The organism is Streptomyces sp. NPDC051286 (assembly GCF_044455345.1).
Taxonomy (GTDB): Bacteria; Actinomycetota; Actinomycetes; order Streptomycetales; family Streptomycetaceae; genus Streptomyces.
In genome coordinates this window covers 1-19,655 of sequence record NZ_JBITER010000026.1, presented here as the reverse complement: position 1 = coordinate 19,655, position 19,655 = coordinate 1, and the positions used below count along the sequence as shown (strand labels likewise).

The 19,655-nt window shown below is 66.8% G+C and carries 22 protein-coding genes, 1 tRNA gene and 1 other RNA gene; 15 read left to right on the top strand and 9 right to left on the bottom strand.

Features of this window, described 5'->3' with window-relative positions; translation table 11 throughout:
- Positions 1-83: 83 nt before the first annotated feature.
- From ACIBB8_RS24515 to ffs, 4 genes are all read right to left on the bottom strand, one after another.
- Positions 84-1,844 carry a hypothetical protein gene (locus ACIBB8_RS24515; RefSeq protein ID WP_398955466.1) on the bottom strand — a complete coding sequence of 587 codons (1,761 nt, stop codon included), beginning with the start codon at positions 1,842-1,844 and terminating at the stop codon, positions 84-86.
- Between the two features lie 280 nt (positions 1,845-2,124).
- Positions 2,125-3,375 carry a phosphoribosylamine--glycine ligase gene (purD, locus tag ACIBB8_RS24510; RefSeq protein WP_398955464.1) on the bottom strand — a complete coding sequence of 417 codons (1,251 nt, stop codon included), beginning with the start codon at positions 3,373-3,375 and terminating at the stop codon, positions 2,125-2,127.
- Positions 3,376-3,458: 83 nt separating this feature from the next.
- A complete protein-coding gene (locus ACIBB8_RS24505) occupies positions 3,459-5,624 on the bottom strand; it encodes a DNA polymerase III subunit gamma and tau (RefSeq protein WP_398955462.1) in 2,166 nt (721 codons plus the stop codon).
- 115 nt (positions 5,625-5,739) lie between these two features.
- Positions 5,740-5,836: signal recognition particle sRNA small type (gene ffs / locus ACIBB8_RS24500), an RNA gene on the bottom strand.
- Between the two features lie 109 nt (positions 5,837-5,945).
- Between ffs and ACIBB8_RS24495 the strand changes: the two genes are divergently transcribed.
- Together ACIBB8_RS24495 and ACIBB8_RS24490 are read left to right on the top strand one after the other, a co-directional pair.
- Positions 5,946-6,033, top strand: a tRNA-Ser gene (locus ACIBB8_RS24495).
- Between the two features lie 305 nt (positions 6,034-6,338).
- On the top strand, positions 6,339-7,322 hold the full coding sequence (locus ACIBB8_RS24490; RefSeq protein WP_398955460.1) for a tyrosine-type recombinase/integrase: 984 nt from the start codon (positions 6,339-6,341) through the stop codon (positions 7,320-7,322).
- Positions 7,323-7,408: 86 nt separating this feature from the next.
- Here the strand turns inward: ACIBB8_RS24490 and ACIBB8_RS24485 are convergent, their stop codons facing one another.
- Positions 7,409-7,660: a GntR family transcriptional regulator gene (locus ACIBB8_RS24485; protein ID WP_398955459.1), complete on the bottom strand. Its 252-nt coding sequence runs from the start codon at positions 7,658-7,660 to the stop codon at positions 7,409-7,411.
- Between the two features lie 196 nt (positions 7,661-7,856).
- Here ACIBB8_RS24485 and ACIBB8_RS24480 point away from each other — a divergent pair, with 196 nt between their 5' ends.
- Positions 7,857-8,195, top strand: a complete 339-nt coding sequence (locus ACIBB8_RS24480) for a hypothetical protein (RefSeq protein WP_398955457.1) — start codon at positions 7,857-7,859, stop codon at positions 8,193-8,195.
- Positions 8,196-8,455: 260 nt separating this feature from the next.
- Here the strand turns inward: ACIBB8_RS24480 and ACIBB8_RS24475 are convergent, their stop codons facing one another.
- Positions 8,456-8,644: a hypothetical protein gene (locus tag ACIBB8_RS24475; protein ID WP_398955455.1), complete on the bottom strand. Its 189-nt coding sequence runs from the start codon at positions 8,642-8,644 to the stop codon at positions 8,456-8,458.
- Positions 8,645-9,853: 1,209 nt separating this feature from the next.
- Entirely contained in the window at positions 9,854-10,252 is a 399-nt protein-coding gene (locus ACIBB8_RS24470) for a hypothetical protein (RefSeq protein WP_398955453.1), read from the bottom strand.
- A 272-nt stretch (positions 10,253-10,524) separates the two neighbouring features.
- Here ACIBB8_RS24470 and ACIBB8_RS24465 point away from each other — a divergent pair, with 272 nt between their 5' ends.
- The 7 genes from ACIBB8_RS24465 to ACIBB8_RS24435 all read left to right on the top strand — a co-directional run bounded on the left by ACIBB8_RS24465 (position 10,525) and on the right by ACIBB8_RS24435 (position 13,547).
- Positions 10,525-10,911, top strand: coding sequence for a hypothetical protein (locus ACIBB8_RS24465; RefSeq protein ID WP_398955451.1), 387 nt, complete (start codon positions 10,525-10,527; stop codon positions 10,909-10,911).
- A 154-nt stretch (positions 10,912-11,065) separates the two neighbouring features.
- Positions 11,066-11,497: a hypothetical protein gene (locus tag ACIBB8_RS24460; protein WP_398955449.1), complete on the top strand. Its 432-nt coding sequence runs from the start codon at positions 11,066-11,068 to the stop codon at positions 11,495-11,497.
- A 4-nt stretch (positions 11,498-11,501) separates the two neighbouring features.
- On the top strand, positions 11,502-12,089 hold the full coding sequence (locus ACIBB8_RS24455) for a hypothetical protein (protein WP_398955447.1): 588 nt from the start codon (positions 11,502-11,504) through the stop codon (positions 12,087-12,089).
- A 56-nt stretch (positions 12,090-12,145) separates the two neighbouring features.
- On the top strand, positions 12,146-12,379 hold the full coding sequence (locus ACIBB8_RS24450; protein ID WP_398955445.1) for a hypothetical protein: 234 nt from the start codon (positions 12,146-12,148) through the stop codon (positions 12,377-12,379).
- The gene (locus tag ACIBB8_RS24445) at positions 12,376-12,600 is read left to right on the top strand and encodes a hypothetical protein (protein ID WP_398955443.1); all 225 of its coding nucleotides are present in this window, start codon (positions 12,376-12,378) and stop codon (positions 12,598-12,600) included. Before ACIBB8_RS24450 ends, ACIBB8_RS24445 begins: the two co-directional genes overlap by 4 nt.
- A 202-nt stretch (positions 12,601-12,802) precedes the next feature.
- Positions 12,803-12,946, top strand: a complete 144-nt coding sequence (locus tag ACIBB8_RS24440; RefSeq protein WP_398955442.1) for a hypothetical protein — start codon at positions 12,803-12,805, stop codon at positions 12,944-12,946.
- Positions 12,933-13,547 (top strand): hypothetical protein, encoded by a 615-nt coding sequence (locus ACIBB8_RS24435; RefSeq protein ID WP_398955440.1) that lies wholly within the window; start codon positions 12,933-12,935, stop codon positions 13,545-13,547. Before ACIBB8_RS24440 ends, ACIBB8_RS24435 begins: the two co-directional genes overlap by 14 nt.
- A gap of 260 nt (positions 13,548-13,807) precedes the next feature.
- Here ACIBB8_RS24435 and ACIBB8_RS24430 read toward each other — a convergent pair whose 3' ends face one another.
- Positions 13,808-14,140: a hypothetical protein gene (locus ACIBB8_RS24430; RefSeq protein ID WP_398955438.1), complete on the bottom strand. Its 333-nt coding sequence runs from the start codon at positions 14,138-14,140 to the stop codon at positions 13,808-13,810.
- Between the two features lie 140 nt (positions 14,141-14,280).
- Complete coding sequence (locus ACIBB8_RS24425; RefSeq protein WP_398955436.1) at positions 14,281-14,520, bottom strand: hypothetical protein; 240 nt, start codon at positions 14,518-14,520, stop codon at positions 14,281-14,283.
- A 366-nt stretch (positions 14,521-14,886) separates the two neighbouring features.
- On the opposite strand from ACIBB8_RS24425, the gene ACIBB8_RS24420 reads away from it, so the two are divergent.
- The 5 genes from ACIBB8_RS24420 to ACIBB8_RS24400 all read left to right on the top strand — a co-directional run.
- On the top strand, positions 14,887-15,324 hold the full coding sequence (locus tag ACIBB8_RS24420) for a hypothetical protein (protein WP_398955434.1): 438 nt from the start codon (positions 14,887-14,889) through the stop codon (positions 15,322-15,324).
- 327 nt (positions 15,325-15,651) lie between these two features.
- The gene (locus ACIBB8_RS24415) at positions 15,652-15,834 is read left to right on the top strand and encodes a hypothetical protein (protein WP_398955432.1); all 183 of its coding nucleotides are present in this window, start codon (positions 15,652-15,654) and stop codon (positions 15,832-15,834) included.
- Positions 15,835-15,875: 41 nt separating this feature from the next.
- Positions 15,876-16,187, top strand: coding sequence for a hypothetical protein (locus ACIBB8_RS24410; RefSeq protein WP_398955430.1), 312 nt, complete (start codon positions 15,876-15,878; stop codon positions 16,185-16,187).
- A 67-nt stretch (positions 16,188-16,254) separates the two neighbouring features.
- Positions 16,255-18,240: an AAA family ATPase gene (locus ACIBB8_RS24405; RefSeq protein ID WP_398955428.1), complete on the top strand. Its 1,986-nt coding sequence runs from the start codon at positions 16,255-16,257 to the stop codon at positions 18,238-18,240.
- A 222-nt stretch (positions 18,241-18,462) separates the two neighbouring features.
- Positions 18,463-19,655, top strand: a 1,193-nt coding sequence (locus ACIBB8_RS24400) for an IS1380 family transposase (RefSeq protein ID WP_398955426.1), incomplete at its 3' end; no start/stop codon positions are given.

The window sequence follows — 19,655 nt, the reverse complement described above, 5'->3', positions numbered from 1 at the left end:
CCCTCCCTGCTCGAGCGAGGCCGAGAGCTTGGGGGAGCAGTCGCAGGGCGTCGGGAGCCTGCTCCCTGTCGCGGGGGAGGCCGTCAGACGAGGCGGACGGGTTTGTCGGTGCGGACGCCCACCGAGGCGAGCCACGAACGCAGCGGTCCGGCGTCGCCGTCCTCGACCAGGCTGAGGACCGGGCTGCCCAGATCGGCCCGGCGCTCGCCGTCGACCAGCAGCGCGGGTCCGTCGAGCCAGTCCAGGCCGGGCGCAGCACCCGCCGTGTCCACGGCGGCGCAGCAGACCATCGCCGCGACATGGTCGGCGAGCAGCTCCGCACCCGTACGGGGCGGCTGGAGCGGGAAGAGCGGCAGCGGGTCGGGTCCCCAGAAGTCCAGGACGTCGCCGCCGGGGGCAGGGCACGCGCCGGAGACACCGGCCGCCGGGGGGCACGGCGGGGCCGCTGCCTCCTCGCGGGCCACCGCGGCACTGATCCCGGCGGCGAGCTCCTCGCTGCGGCCGCTCCGGCCGGCCAGATGCTCGACGACCCGGGCCAGTGTGGGCACGGCGACGTCCACGGGATCGGCGCCGTGCGATCCGGGCATCGCGTGGGCCCCGTTCTCCTCCGCGGCCGCCGGCGCATGTCGTACGCCCAGCGCGTCCAGGACGCGGTGCAGACGGGCCGCTTCGGTGCGCCACTTCCGGTCGACGACTTCTTCCGGGTACTGGTGCCAGTCGACCGGTGACCAGTCGGGACCGGTCTCCGCCGGGCCGCCGTGGAAAAGCCGGGCGGCCAGCAGCGAAGCGGCTTCGTCGGCCGCTCCGGGCTCCTCCAGGAGGTCGCAGGCGGGGCGCTCACCGAGCCGGGAGGCGAAGCTCTCGGCGAGCCGGTCGCGCCGGGAGAGCTCAGTGAGGGCGGAGACGACGCCGGCGTCGAGCCGGGACGGCCAGCGGCCCATCCGCCAGGCGGGCAGCGCGACCCGGGTGAGCAGCCGGTCCCAGCCGGCGTAGGCAAGTCCGACCTGCTCCTGGGCAACGATCCGCAGCCCGTAGTCCACAGCCTGTGCGCGCTCGGACGCGGCGGCGGCGACAGCCCGCTCCATCGCTGCGGCATGACCACGACAGGCGCGGAGCAGCAGCCGTGCGATCCGGCCGACGAAGCGGCGCGGCACTCTGCGCAGCGTCGCGAGCGGTCCGGGCACGGGGGTGTCCGCGTCGGCGACCGCGCCGTCCAGTCCCCGTACGAAACGGCGGGCGGCGGCTATGTCGGGATGGGCGGAGGGACCCGTGCCCGCGACGACCGGGGCGAGCACCGCCCGTAGCTCCGCGACCCGCATCCACCACAGGAACGGCGAACCGATGACGAGCACGGGCGCCGTCTGCACGCCATGACGGCGGCCGCCGGAGACGGCGGGCCGGCCCGCGGAGCTCCAGGCGGGCTGCGCGGCGGGGTGGGTGCGGTCCTCCAGCCAGCTGTCGCAGTCAGGCGTGAGGGCTATGGCCGACGGCGCGGGGACGCCGAGCCGGTCGGCAAGATCCCGGACCAGCCGGTAGAGGTCGGGGGCGGCCTGCTCGCTGAGCGGGACCGTAGGGCTGACCGCAGGTCTCGCCCGCACGATCGCGACCGAGACCGCGACGGCGCCCAGCAGCACGAGCACGGCGCAGGCCGTCACCGCCCAGCGCACGGCGTAGAAGACGCCACCGCCGATACGGCCCTGCGCACCCGCGACGAGCAGCACGACGGCGACCGCCGCCGGCAGCAGGGCCGCGGCCATTGCCCTGCTGCGAATGCGCAGCAGGGCGAGAGCTCGGGTGCGCGCAGCCTGCGCGCCCAGCTCCTCACCAGCACCGGTACCGGACACGGCCGGACGTCACCCCCTTTGCCCCCGCGGCGGTATTGCTCACTCCCCCACTGTGGCACCCGTCACAGACATCGCAATGCCGGTGGGCCAAGTGCCGGAACGCCTGCGCCGCACCCTAGTTGGGGCCTCGGCGGACGTCATCCGGATAGCCCAGCCGTCACTCGATGGAATGGCTTTGGGTAAAGGTGCTGACGTGCCGGTACCCATAGGGCAGGGGCACGACGTCGCCCCCTCGGGCCCGAGGTGCGAGGGGGCGAAATGGAGGTACCGGACCGACCGATCAGGCTTCGGCGGCCTTTCGGGCGATGTCCGTACGGAACTGCGAGCCGTCGAGCCGGATCCGAGCGGCCGCCGTGTAGGCGCGCTCCCGGGCGGTGGCGAGGTCCTCGCCCGTCGCGGTCACGGACAGCACCCGGCCGCCCGCGCTGACGATCGTGTCGCCGTCCCGCCTGGTCCCGGCGTGCAGGACGTACGCGTGCGGAGCATCCTGCGCCGCGACGTCGTCGAGGCCGCCGATCGGGTCACCCGTCCTCGGTGTGCCCGGGTAGTTGTGCGAGGCGATGACCACGGTGACCGCTGCGGCGTCGCGCCACCTGAGCGGGGGCAGCTCGTCCAGGGTGCCGTTGGCGGAGGCCAGCAGAACACCGGCCAGCGGGGTCTTCAGCCGGGCCAGGACCACCTGGGTCTCCGGGTCGCCGAAGCGCGCGTTGAACTCGATGACCCGGACGCCCCTCGAGGTGATCGCGAGTCCCGCGTACAGCAGCCCGGAGAAGGGGGTGCCACGGCGGCGGAGCTCGTCGACGGTCGGCTGCAGGACCGACTCCATGACCTCGTCGACCAGCTTGGGGTCGGCCCACGGCAGCGGGGAGTAGGCGCCCATACCGCCGGTGTTCGGGCCCTCGTCGTTGTCGAGGGCCCGCTTGAAGTCCTGGGCGGGCTGGAGCGGCAGCACGGTGGTGCCGTCCGTGATCGCGAAGAGGCTCACCTCGGGGCCGTCGAGGAACTCCTCGATGACCACGCGGTCGCAGGCCAGCGCGTGCTCGCGGGCCGCCTCGACATCGTCCGTGACGACGACGCCCTTGCCCGCGGCGAGTCCGTCGTCCTTGACGACATACGGGGCGCCGAAGGCGTCGAGGGCCTCGTCGATCTCGGCGGGGGTGGTGCAGACATAGCTGCGGGCGGTGGGAACGCCGGCCTCGGCCATCACGTCCTTGGCGAACGCCTTGGAGCCCTCCATCTGAGCCGCCTCACGGGACGGACCGAAGCAGGGGATGCCTGCGGCGCGGACGGCGTCGGCGACGCCGGCGACAAGCGGCGCCTCCGGGCCGACGACCACCAGCTCGGCGCCCAGTTCGGTGGCGAGGCGCGCGACGGCGGCGCCGTCGAGTGCGTCGACCGGGTGCAGTTCGGCCACCTCTGCGATGCCGGCGTTGCCGGGAGCGCAGTACAGATCGGTGACGTCGGGGTCGAGGGAGAGAGAGCGGCACAGGGCGTGTTCGCGGGCGCCGCCGCCGATGACGAGGACCTTCACGGGGTGCAGCCTAGCCGCCGGGGCACGGCCGTCCTGACGGGCGCCGCTCCGTGGGCACCCCGTGGAGCGGCTGCCGGGCACTCTTACTCGTTGGTGAACTCCTCGACGACCGTGGCACCCAGCTCCCGGACGATCAGGTCGTGGCCGGAGAGGGCGGAGTCGACCAGGTCCGGGTCGTCCGCCTCGGGGGTGTCGTCCTCCGGCGCGACCGAACGCGGCGGCTCGGGGGCCTGGTGCGGCTGGGGTGCGGGCGCCGCGGCGGGTGCGGGACCGGTGCCCGGCTGCTGGTGCGGGGCCGGCGCGGGCGCGGGCCGGGACTCGTACTGCTGCGGGGCGGGGGCGGCCGGACGCTGCGGTGCGGCCGCGGCGGAGGGCCGGCCGCCGCCGGTCTGCGGAGGCTGCCCCGCGCCGCCCGACGGGTCGACGATCGCCTCGACCTTCCACTGCGCGTTGAACTGCTCGGCGAGCGCCTGCTTCAGTACGTCCTCGCTGCCGCTGCTCGCGAAGTTGTCGCGGGCGCCCGCGTTGAGGAAGCCGATCTGCAGGGTGGTGCCGTCGAACCCGGTGACCTGCGCGTTCTGGCTGAGCAGGATCCAGGTGAACCGGCGCCGGTTCTTCACGGCCTCCAGGATGTCGGGCCACATGTTCCGCACCTGTGCGGCGCCCTGAGCCATCCCCGGACTCGGCTCGGCCGCAGCGGGAGCCGGCGCGGCGGCGGGCACGGGAGCGGGGGCCGCAGGCGTGACGGGGGCGGGTGCCTGACCGGGGGCGGAGGCGGTCGGCCAGCCGCCGGGACGGCGCCCCGGCTCCGGCGCGGCCGCGGCGGGCCAGGCCCCGGGACGCTGACTGCCGGAGGGAGCCTCTGCGGGCGGCTGCGGTGCGGGCGCGGCGGGCGCCGCGTACTGCGCAGGCGCGACCGGTGCCGTGGGCGCAGCGGGCACGGGCGCGGCCTCGGGTACGTCCCCCCGTACCGCGGCCCGCGCCGCAGCGGCGCCGCCGCCCGGCGGAACCATGGCCACGGGCGCATGCGCCTGGGCCTCCCGCCCCGGTACGTACCCCATGGCGGGCCCGGCTCCGGCGGTCGCGAACGAAGCACCGCGCTCCAGCCGGTCCAGCCGGGCCTGCAGCGAACGCTCGTCGTCGAAGGCGGCGGGCAGCAGCACCCGGGCGCAGATCAGCTCGACCTGGAGACGCGGCGAGGTGGCCCCGCGCATCTCCGTAAGCCCTTCGTTGACGAGGTCGGCGGCGCGGCTCAGCTCGGCGGCGCCGAAGACGGACGCCTGGGCCTGCATCCGCTCGACCACGTCGGCGGGTGCGTCGATCAGCCCCTTCTCCCCGGCGTCCGGCACGGCGGCCAGGATCACCAGGTCGCGCAGCCGCTCCAGGAGGTCGGCGACGAAGCGCCGCGGGTCGTTGCCGCCCTCGATCACCCGGTCCACGACCTCGAAGGCCGCGGCCCCGTCGCCCGCCGCGAACGCGTCCACGATGGAGTCGAGCAGCGAGCCGTCCGTATAACCGAGCAGCGAGGTCGCCATGGCATACGTCACACCGTCGTCGCCCGCGCCGGCCAGCAACTGGTCCATGACGGACATCGAGTCACGCACGGAACCTGCGCCGGCCCGCACGACCAGCGGGAGGACGCCGTCCTCGACGAAGCTGTTCTCCTTGCCGCAGACCTCGGCCAGATAGTCGCGCAGCGTCCCGGGCGGTACGAGGCGGAACGGGTAGTGGTGCGTACGCGACCGGATCGTGCCGATGACCTTCTCGGGCTCGGTGGTCGCGAAGATGAACTTGAGATGCTCCGGCGGCTCCTCGACCACCTTCAGCAGGGCGTTGAACCCCGCCGATGTGACCATGTGCGCCTCGTCGATGATGTAGATCTTGTAACGACTCGACGCGGGCCCGAAGAAGGCCTTCTCCCGCAGATCACGAGCGTCGTCCACGCCACCGTGCGATGCGGCGTCGATCTCGATGACATCGATCGATCCCGGGCCGTTGCGCGCGAGGTCCTGGCAGGACTGGCACTCCCCGCACGGCGTCGGCGTGGGGCCCTGCTCACAGTTCAGACAGCGGGCGAGGATCCGCGCGCTGGTCGTCTTCCCGCAACCGCGCGGACCGCTGAACAGGTACGCGTGATTGACCCGGTTGTTCCGCAGGGCCTGCTGCAGCGGGTCAGTGACATGCTCCTGCCCAATGACCTCGGCGAACGACTCGGGGCGGTAGCGGCGGTACAGCGCAAGGGACGACACACATACGAGGTTATCGGGGCGGACCGACAACCGGCCCCGGACCGGGGACACCACCAGGAAAGGAACGGCCGCGGAGGCCCGGAAGCCGCAGGAATCGACGCCACGGGCCCGAACACGCAAGGGCCCCCCACGCACCCGCCAGAGCCAACCTACCCTTGCTGCCTTCCGGCCCTGGGGGAGTTCAGTCAGATAGCGCCACGTGAGGGGCTGATGCCCACCTTAGCCGATCCCCACCCGGTCAAGTCCACTCGCCCGCCCTCCCGACCCCCCTCGTGGGAACGGGTTCGCGAGCACTCCTCAACGTCTTGTATTGTTTGCCGCGGAGGATTCGCCTAGTGGCCTAGGGCGCACGCTTGGAAAGCGTGTTGGGGGCAACCCCTCACGAGTTCGAATCTCGTATCCTCCGCCATTGCTCTCACCGGGCAATACAAGGTAGCCCTGATCTGCGATTACGTGGATCAGGGCTACTTTGCTTGGTGACGGCTCGTGCTGCGGCTCACTGTCCGCAGGTCGCTACGCAAGACGCTTCGGTAACCGGCACTTGTCTAGCGGCCCAGCCAGAGGAGCCCGCAAGACATGGCAGCACGCAATCCACTGCGCGCACAGACGCGCGTCAGGGCATCGAGCACGACGCCCGCACAGTCTCAGTCGCACTCACTCTCTCCCGCTCCCGTACGCGCAGTGCGGAGCGCTGAGGACGTACGTCTCGCACTCGTGGCAGAGCTTGAGTTGCACCTGAGCACGACCACGAACAAGCAAGGCCGTCCGTTCCAGCGCCGGACGATCAACGCCTACAAGTACGCGGCGGTCCAGCTCCACCACTGGCTGACCGCATCTCCGCAGATCAACGCGGTGGGTGTGGAAGTCGCATCGTTCACCGACGTGGACACCGCCACGCTCAACCGCTATTTCCGCTGGTACTACCAGGAGCACGACGTGCCCAAGTCGCAAGACGGCAAGGGCGGGTACACAGGCGGGACGAACACGACGCAACGCAACCTCCGCGCCCTGTTCGCCTACCTCGCCGAGGAGTACGACGTCCCCGACCCGTACGCAGACCCCAAGCTCCAGCGCTACGCCACGCCTCCGATGGGCAAGCCCAAGACCCTGTCCGAGGAGTTCGTGAGAGACACCCTGGCAGTCACCGCGTGGGGACCACAGCCAGGACGCAAGAACTTCCACTCTGTCCGCGATCACGCCATCCTGCGCGTGCTGACTGAGGGCCTGCGCTCCGATGAGCTGCTGAATCTCCGGGTCCAGGATCTCGACCTACGCGCCGCCACTCTCGTCGTGGTCCCGATCAAGATGGACCGCAACAGCACCGACGGTCGCGTGATCCCGCTCCAGCCCAAGACAGTCAAGGCACTGACCCGCTATCTCCGCGTGCGAGCACTGCATCGCCGTGCCGACGACGAGTGGCTGTGGCTCGGGACACGTAACCGCTCTCGGTTGCTGTACGCGGGTCTCCACCGCATGACCAAACGGCGAGCCGAGGAAGCCGGGTACGACCCAGCCGCAGTCTCGCCCCACTCCTTCTGTCACACGTGGGCGGATGACCTGAAGGCCAAGGGCGTGAGCGGCGAGCACATCATGGCCATCCGAGGCTGGCGCTCACCCGCGATGCTCCGACGCTACGGCGCGGACATGGCCACCCGCCGAGCAGTCGACGCGGTGCAGAGCCTGGGCGATCGCTACTGACCCAGCGCTGACCAGCGGCTAAGCGCACGCCGGCGAGCACGAGTAGGCGGGTGTGGAAGGTCCCGATGGATCTACCACACCCGCCGTCACGTCTCCGTGCTCTGCCGGTCCGGGTACGAGACGAACGAGCCGAGGCCCGGCTCGGTGTACGTCAGGCCCTCGTTCCTCAGCGCGGACAGAACCTTGTGCGCCGTGGCGTTGGCGATGCCGAACTCCGCCGTGATCTGCACGACGGACGGCACACGCGTACGGGGCGGATAGGTGCCGTCCTCGATCCGCTTACGGATCACTTCGGCTACCTGCTTCCAGCGCGGGATGTCCGGTGCGAACTCGATCATCCGTCCAGCATGGGCATACCTGGACATCCACGCGATTCGTAGAATGCGTAGCATCCCTAGAATGCCCTAGAACACAGGGCTACTGTGTGACGAGCACTACACGCACAGCAGCAAGACCCGCATCAAACCGAAGGACCCCGGCAACCGATGCAAGCGGTCCCGGGGCATGGCCACCAGCTACTGAGGAGCTGACGACATGAGCCAGACTAACCACCTTCGCCTACTGCCCTGGAGTGGTCCTGAGGGCAAGCTCGCACACCTCATCACGGATGGCACCGAGACGTTCCTCTCTCGGCTCGCCGACACGGTGGAAGCCGAGCAGATCGAGACGGCCACCGTCATGCGGGACCTGGCCATCTCATACGGCGTGGACGTAGTGAACCCCTCGGCCGATGAGCTCCGGTTCATCATCCGCCGTCTGTGCGAGTCGGTGACCGACCTACTCAAGATCGCCGAGAGCCGGGCACAGCGCATCCCCGCGTACGAGGGCGCCGACGACGACACGACCACAGGCGACGGGGGTGATGGCGAGTGACCCCGCGCAGCGACGTGACCCCCGTGCAGGCCGCCTTCGCGGCGATCGGGAAGCACTGCGCTTCCTGCCCAACCTGCATGACGGTGAACGCAGACGGCACGAACCAGAACCTCCCCTGCGAAACGGCAGACCGACTGGGCCAGGCGTACAAGGACACGCGACGGGCTGCCGCTCGCTCTGCCTCTAGCGCGTAACCACCCACAGACGAGAGCCCCGAGACTCCCCCAACGCCGATGGGTCTCGGGGCTCTTGCGTGGGCGTCAGGCGTTGACGCCGCTGCCGACGTTCTGCACCTGCTCCGGGTAGGACAGGCTCTCGGTACGGGAGAGCTCCTTGTAACCGCCCTTGCCTTGCAGCTCATCCAGGGAGTTGCGCTGGCTCTCAGCGGGCCACGAGTCGAACCCATCGGGAACGTTGAACTCCTGCACCGTCGTAACGACCTTGATCACTCGCACAGCCATCCCTCCGCCGTTGGTGCGCCGATGGTAGCGACGCGTGCTCTGTCGAGACGTACGCAGTGCAGACGCATCGTTAGGGCGCTCTGAGCGCGTCTCTCGGCTCCCAGCAGAGCGAGAGCGACAGAAGATACGCGCTCAGCAACCGATCTCGCCTGACGCTCGCACAGAGCTTTTTACTGACGTCAGTAAAAACCGCGGCAGAGTTCCCATCACTTTCTGCACGCTCAGAAAGTGATCCTGGCTGGTCAGCGGGTGCCGGCGAGCACGTCTCGGCAGACCCGGCGGGGATGCTTCTGCACCATCCCATCCACGGGTAATAGGTGAGGTGCGCACCTACTCCTTACTGTCTGGGTTGTTGCGTGGACTTTCGTGCACGGGTTGAAGGGATCTTGGTCCGGCTGGGAAGTTTTTCTTTTGCACAGCCGGTGGGCGGGGAAACGTGCTGGTCAGCGTGGCTATACCGTGCGGTGTTGCCAGCTATCCACAGGTCTCTCCCGCAGGTTGCGCACAGCCGTGGGTCAAGTGTCCCCAGAATCGCGGATGTTGCGCACAGGGCCTGTGGACAACCAGATTGGGGACGGGCCGGGAGCGTGCCACTATCAACGAACCGAGCGGCTAACTGCCCCTCTGAGCAGCACTGTTGATGATGAGCAGGTTTCACGTGAAACGGCACGTGGGGCAACCCGACTACGCGTAAGCGGAATCGAGCGTCTCATTTGTCGGGTGCGTGCCGTAGAAAAGACAACCAAGACAAGACGCGAGGCGCACCCGAAGCACTTTGACGAGAGAACGGGCGCACCCCGCCAGAGAGCCAGGAGGAACATGAACACGCCCCGCCCGACTCACGGCACCTCGCTCCCGGATGGGAGCCTGGGCGCTACGACCACTGTTCCAGAAGCCAGTGACAACACCCAATGGCTGGCGCTCGCCGCGGTAGCCAGCTGCGTGATTGGCGCCGACCGTCTTGGCGCAGTGCTCGACTCTGCGACCCAGCTAGTCACGGTGATTATCGTGCTGCTGCTGGTCCGAGCCCGGCTGAAGAGCCCGAGTCCAGCTCCGGTCCCGGATGGTCAAGACGTCCGCTGACGTCTGACGCCAGCGGCTACGACTGCTGAAGTAGTTGTAGCTGCGTGGCTCCATGCGAAAGCCCCGATCACTCGGGTGAGTGTCGGGGCTCTCTGCTCGGGCTGGTGTGGTACGTCAGACAGTCACGCGCTCAACCGTGCTCGCGGGGATCTGCTGGCGCTTGCCGTCGGCGTCGGTGAACTGAAGGAACTTGATGCTCCAGCCGGTGACGCCCTGGGCGGCGAAGGGCTCTTCAACGCCCTTCACGTAGACGCTCGCGGCCTTGCCCTTGTTGTCCTTCCACGTCTCGCGAGTGACCTCGATGGGCTCGGCGGCAGGGGTACTCACAATCTGAGTACCCTCGGCAGGCGCGCTCTCGGCCTGTGCCACACCAGCCTTGGGAGCGGCAGCCTTCGCGGCGCTCTCGGTGGTCTTGCCCATCGCCGCGTCTCGCATTGCCTTACGGCATCCGGCTCGCCCGGCCTTCGTGCTCGGGTGTTCGCAAGCGGCGTGAGAGAAACGGGCCTTGGTCATCGTGTGCTCCTCGGGTTCGTCGTTGTCGTGCTGGCAGGTCGACACTCTCGGAGTACGCGATACGTCCGAAGGCTCACGGCACGATTCCGTGGCGAATCGTGATGGCAACGCTGCCAATGAGAGCGGCTGGTGTGGCACGAGACCTGATAACGATTTGCCCCGGAATCCTTGACGCCAGACCCGCGCCCTGAATATCGCACCTTTCCGAGCTATTCAGAATGCACGTACAGTGAATCCAAGAATTCACAGAGTCCGTGCACGGAGGAGGTGACATGGCGCAGCACGACATCCAGCGGCGTAAGGCTGAAGCCTTGCTGGTGCAGAAGTACCAGGCGGCTGGAATGAGCAAAGCCGAGATCAGTCGGAAGACTGGCCTTTCCCGCACGCAGATCTCCCACAGGCTCAACGCGGCGAACAACGACCTGGAGGAGTACACCAGCCAGGAACTACGGAACCAGACTGAGATCCTCCTGAACGACGTTATCCGCCGAGCCTATGAGCGGATCGAGAGCGGCGAGTTGGACGACAGGGAAGCGGCCTCGTATCTCAAGGTCATCTCCGACACCGCCATGAAGAAGTCGCGGCTTCTCGGAATCGAGGCCCCGGCCAAGCTGGTGCATGAGCTGGAGCAGCAATGGGGGTCGGACGATGCCCGTTAAGGCTGTATCGGCTGTGTCACGCAAGGCAGCGCGAGACACCGTGGATTTCTGCGAGGTCCACCACGAGGGTTGCAAGAAGTACCGCAATCCTGACCCGGAGTTCTGGGGCCACCGTAATACTGATGGTCGGGGACGAGTGAGGCCCGGCTGGATCATGACTCCCGAAGAGATGCTTGACGTCCACCTGGATTCCCTGGCTGACGGAATCCACCTCTTGGGAGGTTCCCGAGAAGAGTTCCTGGCGCGACCGTGCAGGGTCGTGCAGATGCCTCGCGCCGAATATCGGAAGAGGTTCGGCAAACCCTCGGACGAGGAAGAGAAGAGGCTACGGGACTTGATCGACCGCAGGTTCCGGGAGAACCCGCCGGAATACCACCGACGCCTGTATCCCGAGACACCCGAGTACTGGGCCTGGGTGAATTCACTGCCGCCCACCCAGAACAGGGCCTCTTACACGCTGAAACCGCTTATCCGTGAAGCGATGGCGCGGGGGCACAACCCGTACACCGACGGCCCGGAATTGGACCGCCACACCCAAGACGTACGCGAGGGCTACGGCAACGCCGTCCCGGATTTCGAGGAGTAGGACCATGGCCGACAGTGCATCCGAACTGATCCTCCGCCAGATGCGCGGCGAGGTCTCGTCCAGCTACGTACCGCCCCGCGCCAACCCGAGCCAGGTACCCATGCGCCACGGCGTGGACCCGGAGTCTCAGATGCTCATGGACTTGATGCGCGGAGGCACCGAGGAGGAGATCGGCGAGGCTCGGGCCGAGCACAACCTCCAGACCCACCGGGGCCAGCGGGCGTATGAGGCTCGTGTCCATCAGCGCGCGGGGGACAACCTCGGCCTCCTCTACGGGGCGGACCGCGAGGTGGCCTTGCAGCGCGCCCGCCAACAGCTCCGCATCGAGGACGCCCAGGCTGCCGAACCGGCCAAGCGGAAGGCCGCCTACGACGCGATGGTGGCGATCACCCGCCGGGAGAACGAGGAGAACTCCACGGAGGGCATCACGCGCCGTCTCCGCGAGCACGGGGCCAAGCAGCGCGAGGACGGCATGGACAGGCTGGCGAAGAAGATCGTGGCCGAGCTCCGGGGCGACCAGACCACCGCACAGAGCGACGCCGAGCTGGTGGCCAAGCTGCGGGACATCGCCGACGGCGTGGCCACCGCCTAGCCGGCCGACTGCACCACCCAACCAATAACTCGCGTAACTGAAAGGTAGGCCCAGCAATGGCAAACATCACGATGGATCTCCAGGACTTCAACTCCCTGATGGCGCTGGGCACCACCAGCCGCCGGGCTCTGTTCCTGGACCTCTACAACACCGGCCGCACCAAGCTGAGCGCGTCCACCGCGACCGGCCGGGCCAGCGTCATCGTCGCCCCGACCAGCCCCAGCATCAACCAGGACCCGGAGAACACGGTCATCACCCGCGTGAAGACCGCGATCCAGGCAGCGGCATGACGACCGCGCCCGACCTGGAAACGCGGGTCCTCGACTTCATCCGGAACAACCGCAGGGAAGACGGCGGGATCTACCTGTCCCGAGTCGTCGGCGGGTTCAACGTTGAGGTCGAGACCGCCGAGATCGAGGCCGCCCTAACCCGGCTGCACGACCAGGGTCGCATCCAGCGAGTAGGCCGCGAGAAGACCATGCAGCGAATCTTCCTGGCCGACTGGCGGTAACACAGACCGGCTGGTGTGGGAGGGCTTCAAAAGCCCCACTATCCACTCCCACACCAGCCTTCAATTCCCGTGAGTGAGGACGGGATTCCCGGAGTGCGAGCCGGGAACACGAGCGGGGGGTGTGGTACGTGGGGGTTTTCTCGTCGTTCTCCACCCGTACCACACCCCCCGTTCTGCATATCCATTCCTCAGGAGGTGAGTCGTGGTCAGGAAGAAGAACAAGGCCCGTAAGCGGTTCATGGCCACGAAGAAGCCGACCGAGCAGCGAACCAAGGACCAGCAGCCGTACGCCGACACGATATGGCACGCATTCATGAGAGCGGTGGTAACCGATGGGCGCCGTTGACGTAGACCCGGAACTCAAGGGCTGGATCCTGGAGTTCGTCTGGGAAAAGCGATGGGTTAACCATCGGCGCATCACCCGGGAGTTCTTCCCCGATGACCCGGGCGCCGCCCAGCGCTATCTCGACCAGCTCAAGGCCGAGGGGGCGATCCGGGACGTCACCAACGGCGGTGGCCAAGTGGCCTGGCGTCCTGCCACTGAGGCCACCGCTGGTCCGATCATCCCGGTCAAGTGGGCTCAGTACGCCGACGGCAAGACCCACACTCTCACCGAGGACGAGATCCGCGAGAAGTACGGGATCAGCGTTCCGCAGTTCCGCCAACGCCTGAGTTACACGACGGACAAAAATCCGTGGACGGCATCTTCCCGTGTCGAGAACGGCACAATTCAATTCCGCATCGAGCCGGACGAATTCGACTCCAGGAGCCCGAGCGTGCGGAATCGAAATCGAAATCGGGAGCGGTACGTTTCTCATGCCCACTGCGACCACCCGATCACGCGCACGGACCGGCTTGCGTGCGAGAAGGACCGTAAGACCCTCAACCGATACCAACTCAGCCGGGAAAGGAGATTCCCGGACGAGGTAGCCAATGGACGCCGTTGACCCCGAGCGACTTTCCTTTGGAGCGTGGATTTCGCGCTGATACGCTCTTGATGTTGGCCGCACTGCCAGCCCCGGAAAGCCCCCGAATGACGCCAGCCATCGGGGGCTTTCTGCTGGAATCGCTCTTGTGCGCATCTAGGGCGCTCTCACGTCTCGACTGTGAGTGTGTGTCGGCGAGCGCTCAGAGGAGCCGAGAGGCGCTTTCTAGACGTCCTAAAACGTACAAGCTCAGCTTGTGTCGAGACGTTGAGCGCGCGCGCTTAGTCGTCGTCCTGCTCCAGCATCTCGGCCCAGAGATCCAGGAAGGCGCTGTAGTCGGCACAGGCTCGGGAGTGCCTCTTGACGTCCTCATCCTCGATGCCTTCCAGGGCGTCCTGGCAGTCGGCGCACAGGCCCGTCATCTGCCACTCGGCTACGTACTCCTCCGGCGCATCGTCCGGCATGGTGTGGCGCAGGTTCCCCGCCGTGTCGAATACCGGCAGACCGCAGCCGATGGGCTCACTGACGCAGCGGCCCTCTTGGACGGCAGCGCTCACGGAGTCGCCCCCGAGAATCGCCGCCATGAACTCGTCCAGGGATATGTGGCTGCTCACTTGACCCTCCCCGCGATTCCGTGATTTTCAGCGCGGGGAGAGAGTGCTTTACGATGCATTTGTGTGTCCTTTGATAGCGGGTGCACAGTGAGCCCCGAGAGTGACTTGGCGGTTATCTCGGGGCTCATTTATGGGCTGGCTCAGACCTGTTCGTGATGCTTGACGAACTGGAAGCGCATCCGCGCTCCGAGCGTGCGTGTGGTGACCGTCAGGGAGTTCCGGCGCGCGTAGCTGTAGAGAGTGCTACGGAAGCCGGTCAGGCTGCCCGAATAGCTCTCGGCTTCCTTTGCGGTGATCTCCCACCAGAACCCGTCGGTGAACTCATCCCACGGGATCTGCTCGGGCTCTTCCAGTTCCGACGAATCAATCCGCGTTGCCATTTGTCGCCTCCTTTCAATGACTGCGACAACACGAATAACGCTAGAGAACTCGAATAACACGCACAAACACTCAAGAGTCGGGGCGAATTAATGGCCACCCAGAATAAGAGGTGGCTCTATATTGCTCGCCGGTAACTTGATGTGTTGTGCGTCACAGAGGGGTGGGTACGACGACGCGCGAGGCACGAAACGGGCTGGTGTGGCACGCCTCACACAAACTCCGTTCTCCCAGGTCACAGCGTTACATGGCATATACACCGACCGAGGGTACCTACCCGCGAGTAACAAACTCGGCTTGATTCCCACACCAGCCCGCAGCCATCGTTTCTCCATCGCCGACAACGGGTCGACAGGGAAGGGAAAACCATGGCCAGGCTGATTGACGCGGAATGGTTGGATCAATTCAAGGCAGGCGTGGGGATCCCTCGGGACGACTGGCCCACAATCGCTGAGAGCGACTCGTGGGACGAATGGATGAAGGGCGGGACCTGGGTTGCCCGCGAGGGGGAGGACTTCACCGGCTCGGCAGAGGAGTTTGGCAATGAGGTGTGGCGCCGGGGCGAGGCGGCAAACCTGTTCGCAGAGGTGGAGACGCGGCCACAGCCGCGTCAGGCGGGCGGGCGAGTGGTCTTCCAGTTCCACCACCTCCTGACACAGGAGGGGAAGGTCCTGGACTTCTCGAAGCCTGCACCGGTGCATGATGCGGAGACTGGGGAATACCTGGGCTACTGGTTTATGCCAGGCGGTTGGCGGATCCCTTTGCCTGACGGATGGAGTCCACGGTGGACGGACGACGCGGCCTAAAGCTCTGTGCGCTTCTCTCGGAGCCTGTGAGTCGTCGCCTATCGAGTTCATCGCACACGCTCTGTCGTGAGCCTAGAACACTGCTCACGCTCGCCTAACGGGCGTCGATAACGTCTACGTCTCGTACGCGCGCACATCGATTCACGAGAAGCCCCGTACTGAATTCCGGTGCGGGGCTTTCTCTATGCCGCAGGACTTGAATTGCAAAGTCTGAGTAAAGAATTGCGGCCGCACGTCAGCAAGGGGTGATGCGGACATTTTGAAGTGCGGATTTTCCACTGAGACGATTGATCTACGGGAACGCCACCGAAAGAGAAAGGACGGGAAATGCCCGAGCAGAAGGAACCGCGTCGGTTTTTGAGTCACGCCCACTGCAATCACCCGGCGACCAAGGTCGCTCGCAGGGAATGCCGGATGGCCCTGCGCCACGCCGACTGTGACCACGGCCCGACTCAGCATGAGCGGATCTGGTGCACGCGCCGGAAGAACAAGGCCGCCGAGGCCGAGTAACCCCCATCCGCGAACCGAGGGAAGAAAAGGAACCATGAGCCATGAACACGCTAACGCGGCTGAAGGTATACCGCCGCCATCACTGCAACCGCCAGCACCGGACCCACGAGACATTCGCCAAGTGCGTGTGGCGGAACGCTATCTGGGTCCGCGCATTCGAGCCGGGCAACGACCTGCCCTATGCCCTCGTCTCGAACTGCCGGAAGCCGTATCTGTCCGGGGATCAGCGCATTGTCAGCCTCTGGGGTTCCCAGGGAAGAGCGGAGCTCCAGAAGGAATGGATCGATCGCACGGGATGCGGCGGAGGCTGCTATCGAGCCCACGAAGTGATCCGGCTGGAAATGGAGCCATGAGAAAACCCCTGCCTGGGAACAGGGGCTCTCGTGGAATTGAACTGCCAGGAAAGGAAAGGCAACGGCTGTGAGCGTAGCATCGCTCTTTGCGGATACACAATTCCTCGTCATCTCGGGGAAGCGCAATTCTCAAGACAAACTCCGGCTTCAGCCGCGGGGGCTCATAGACGCTTCGGGACTCGCCACGCTCGAACCCGAGAAGGAGCGCCCGGAGCTTCTGTTCGCTCCGTTCCCGATGACGGACGACAACGCCATGCCGTCCATCGCCCGCGCTGGTGACGGCGGCTGGCTCGTCTGGTCTGACGTGGACCACACCCTCAGCACGGAGCGGAGGGACTGGGCTAAAGGGCTCGGCGCCTGGCTCCTGGCCTCGGGCACGCCTGGCCATCGTCAGGTGTTCATCCGCCTGGACCGTGCCACACCGCCCCATCACATCGAGGCGCTGAACCGCGCCCTCTGCGAGAAGCTGGACGGCGACGAATCCAAGATCTCCCGCGCAGCCATCATGCGCGTGCCGGGGTCGCTCAACACCAAGGGCGGGCAGCGCCGTCGTGCGCATCTCGTGCACGAGTCAGAGCGTGTCTGGAGCGCCCCTGAGCTTGCCTCAGCGCTCGGTATGGAGCTTCCCGACACAGATACGCACTCTCGCTCTGTCGCCGTCTCTGAGACGCCTACAGCGATCCGCAAGAGCGACCCGCGTTACCAGCACGTGGCTAACAAGCTCCGCATTGCCAACCAGAGGTTCCGCGCGGGCAATTACAAGAACCGGCACGCCCTCATGTGCTGGCTCGGGCTGTCCTGCATCGAGGCTGGTGTGGGAGACCCCTCGGAGCTCCTGTGGGTCATGGAGCAGTGCGACGCGGCCGTGTCCAAGTGCTCGGACGAGGGCAAGTCCATGTCTCACCACGTCGGCCTCATCCTCAAGAGAGCGGGCACGGCCAACCTCGCGCCGGTGCCCGAGCGTGAGAGTGCCGGCGAGCGTGACGAACCGGGCGTGACCAGCGCGGATGATGACGAGCCGGGCCAGCGGAAGGCCAAGGCGCGGAAGCGCAAGAGCCGGTTCCTCACTCGCCAGGAGCTCCGCGACCGGCCCGAGCCGAAGTGGCTCATTGAGCGGCTGCTGCCTGAGTACGGCGTCGGTCAGCTCTTTGGACCGACCTACGGCGGCAAGACGTACGCGGCTATCGACCTGGTCATGCGGATCACCACGGGGATGAGCCACTGGATCGGGCACACGATCCGCGTCAAGGGGCCGGTGTTCTACGTCCTCATGGAGGGCGGGTTCGACTTCGCCAAGCGGCTCGACGCCTGGGAACTCAAGCACGGGCGCAGCTCGGATGAGCTGTACGTGATGGTTGAGGAGGAACTGAACCTGGCCGACCAAGGGAGCCTGGATCAGCTCGCCAAGGACATCCGCGCCGTCTCTTCCACACCCCGCCTGCTGGTCATCGACACTCAGAGCCTCGCTATCCAGGGCGTGGACGAGAACGACAACACCGGCATGAACGAGGTCATGCAGCGGCTCAAGGTTCTGTCCAAGTCGCTCGGGTGCTTCGTTCTCCTGGTCCACCACACCGGCCACGCGAATGGCGAGCGCGGCCGTGGCGCGTCAGCCATGCCCGCGGCGCTGGACACGATCATCCGCATCAACGGCTCGGACAAGGACGGGCGGAAGATCTCGGTGCCGAAGGTCAAGGCTGGGCGCGAGATCCAGGATCGGGACTTCCGCTTGGAGGAGCAGGCGAACGGCTGGCCCGTGTTCGTGGAGCTGTCCGTGGGTGACGCCCTGCTCCAGAACCTGACCAACGAGGAGAAGATCATCCGCTTCCTCAAGTGGAACGGGCCGCTGGCACCGCCACAGATCGCCGAGGGGATCGACGGGGTTGCCTACAGCACCGTGCAGAACCTCTGCCGGACCATGGCCGACCCGGAGAAGTGCCCGAGGGGCGAGAAGCCGAAGCTGGTCATCACCAGAACGGTGGGGAAGAGCAAGTTCTACGCCGTCGCGGATCACCTGAAGAACGCGGATGAGCCGGACCCGGCTGATCTCTGACGGCTGAGAGAGCCGCGTGTATGCGTGATGCGTCGCTCCGCGCTATCGCTGAGCTATCGCTGAGCATGATCGGTAAAGCTCAGCGCTGAGCATCGCTGAGCCCGGATCCACCGGTTTGATGTCTGTGGACGGCTTCTCTCGGAACGAAGAAGTGCCTTGTGACCTGCGATGATGGGGTTTCTCTAGGACCACATCAGGCACGATCAGCAAGGCACTTCCGAGATGCAATCTTCCCATGCCGCAGCGGCGGTCTCATCCGCGTTCGACGACCCGAACCTGATCGCGTACGGCGGCCTGGAGCCGGTGGTGCGGTTGGCCGAGCGGTGCGGTCTGCCCGCACTGGTCGGGGAGTACATCCGTCTGCCGGCCTCGAAGGACGGCACCGGTGCCTTCCCCGCGGCGAAAGTGATGTCGCTGGTGGGCGGCATGGTCGCGGGCGCCGACAGCATCGATGACATGCACCGGCTGCGGCACGGCGCGATGAGCCGCCTGTTCTCTGGCGTGCGGGCCCCGTCCACGCTGGGGTCGTTTCTGCGTTCCTTCACGCACGGGCATGTGAAGCAACTGCACGCTGTGGCCCGCCGGTTCCTTCCCGAACTGGCCCGTCACGCCCCGCTGCTGCCCGGCGCGGACCAGGTCGCCTACGTGGACATCGATGACACCATCCGCCGCACCTACGGCTACGCCAAGCAGGGCGCCGGCTACGGATACAGCAAGGTCAAGGGCCTGAACGCGCTGCTCGGTATCGTCTCCACACCCCTGGCTGCCCCGGTGATTGCCGCCACGAGGCTGCGCAAGGGACCATCGAACTCCGCGCGCGGGGCGGCAGCGTTCGTCGCCGAGACCATCCGCACCGCTCGCGCCTGCGGCGCGAGCGGCCTCATGGTGCTGCGCGCGGACTCGGCGTTCTACGGCGCCGATGTCGTGAACTCCTGCCGGGCACTGGGCGCGCGGTTCTCCATCACGGTGCGGATGAACGCTTCCGTCAAGGCCGCCATCGCCCGCATCGACGAGGACGCCTGGACGCCGATCAAGTACCCCACGGCGGTCTGGGACGAGGAAGGCCAGTGCTGGATCTCCGACGCCGAGATAGCCGAGACCGGCTACACCGCGTTCACTTCCAAGCCGAAGAAGCAGCAGGTCACCGCCCGTCTGATCGTGCGCCGCGTCAAGCGCCTGAGCACTGACGCCGTCCCCGCTGGGCAGGGCACGCTGTTTGACACCTGGCGCTACCACGCCGCGTTCACCGACTCCCCGCTCTCCTTGACCGATGCCGAGCGTGATCACCGACGGCACGCTGTCGTCGAGCAGGTGATCGCCGATGTCAAGAACAGCGCCTTCGCCCACGTGCCGTCCGGGCATTTCCAGGCCAATGCCGCGTGGCTGGCCCTGGCGGCGCTGGCGCACAACCTGAC

Bases quoted from the DNA above. Each gene is read 5' to 3' on its own strand.
- ACIBB8_RS24485 (WP_398955459.1), bottom strand. From the start codon at position 7,660: ATGATCGAGTTCGCACCGGACATCCCGCGCTGGAAGCAGGTAGCCGAA.
- ACIBB8_RS24480 (WP_398955457.1), top strand. From the start codon at position 7,857: ATGAGCCAGACTAACCACCTTCGCCTACTGCCCTGGAGTGGTCCTGAG.
- ACIBB8_RS24470 (WP_398955453.1), bottom strand. From the start codon at position 10,252: ATGACCAAGGCCCGTTTCTCTCACGCCGCTTGCGAACACCCGAGCACG.
- ACIBB8_RS24465 (WP_398955451.1), top strand. From the start codon at position 10,525: ATGGCGCAGCACGACATCCAGCGGCGTAAGGCTGAAGCCTTGCTGGTG.
- ACIBB8_RS24460 (WP_398955449.1), top strand. From the start codon at position 11,066: ATGACTCCCGAAGAGATGCTTGACGTCCACCTGGATTCCCTGGCTGAC.
- ACIBB8_RS24455 (WP_398955447.1), top strand. From the start codon at position 11,502: ATGGCCGACAGTGCATCCGAACTGATCCTCCGCCAGATGCGCGGCGAG.
- ACIBB8_RS24450 (WP_398955445.1), top strand. From the start codon at position 12,146: ATGGCAAACATCACGATGGATCTCCAGGACTTCAACTCCCTGATGGCG.
- ACIBB8_RS24445 (WP_398955443.1), top strand. From the start codon at position 12,376: ATGACGACCGCGCCCGACCTGGAAACGCGGGTCCTCGACTTCATCCGG.
- ACIBB8_RS24435 (WP_398955440.1), top strand. From the start codon at position 12,933: ATGGGCGCCGTTGACGTAGACCCGGAACTCAAGGGCTGGATCCTGGAG.
- ACIBB8_RS24425 (WP_398955436.1), bottom strand. From the start codon at position 14,520: ATGGCAACGCGGATTGATTCGTCGGAACTGGAAGAGCCCGAGCAGATC.
- ACIBB8_RS24420 (WP_398955434.1), top strand. From the start codon at position 14,887: ATGGCCAGGCTGATTGACGCGGAATGGTTGGATCAATTCAAGGCAGGC.
- ACIBB8_RS24415 (WP_398955432.1), top strand. From the start codon at position 15,652: ATGCCCGAGCAGAAGGAACCGCGTCGGTTTTTGAGTCACGCCCACTGC.
- ACIBB8_RS24410 (WP_398955430.1), top strand. From the start codon at position 15,876: ATGAACACGCTAACGCGGCTGAAGGTATACCGCCGCCATCACTGCAAC.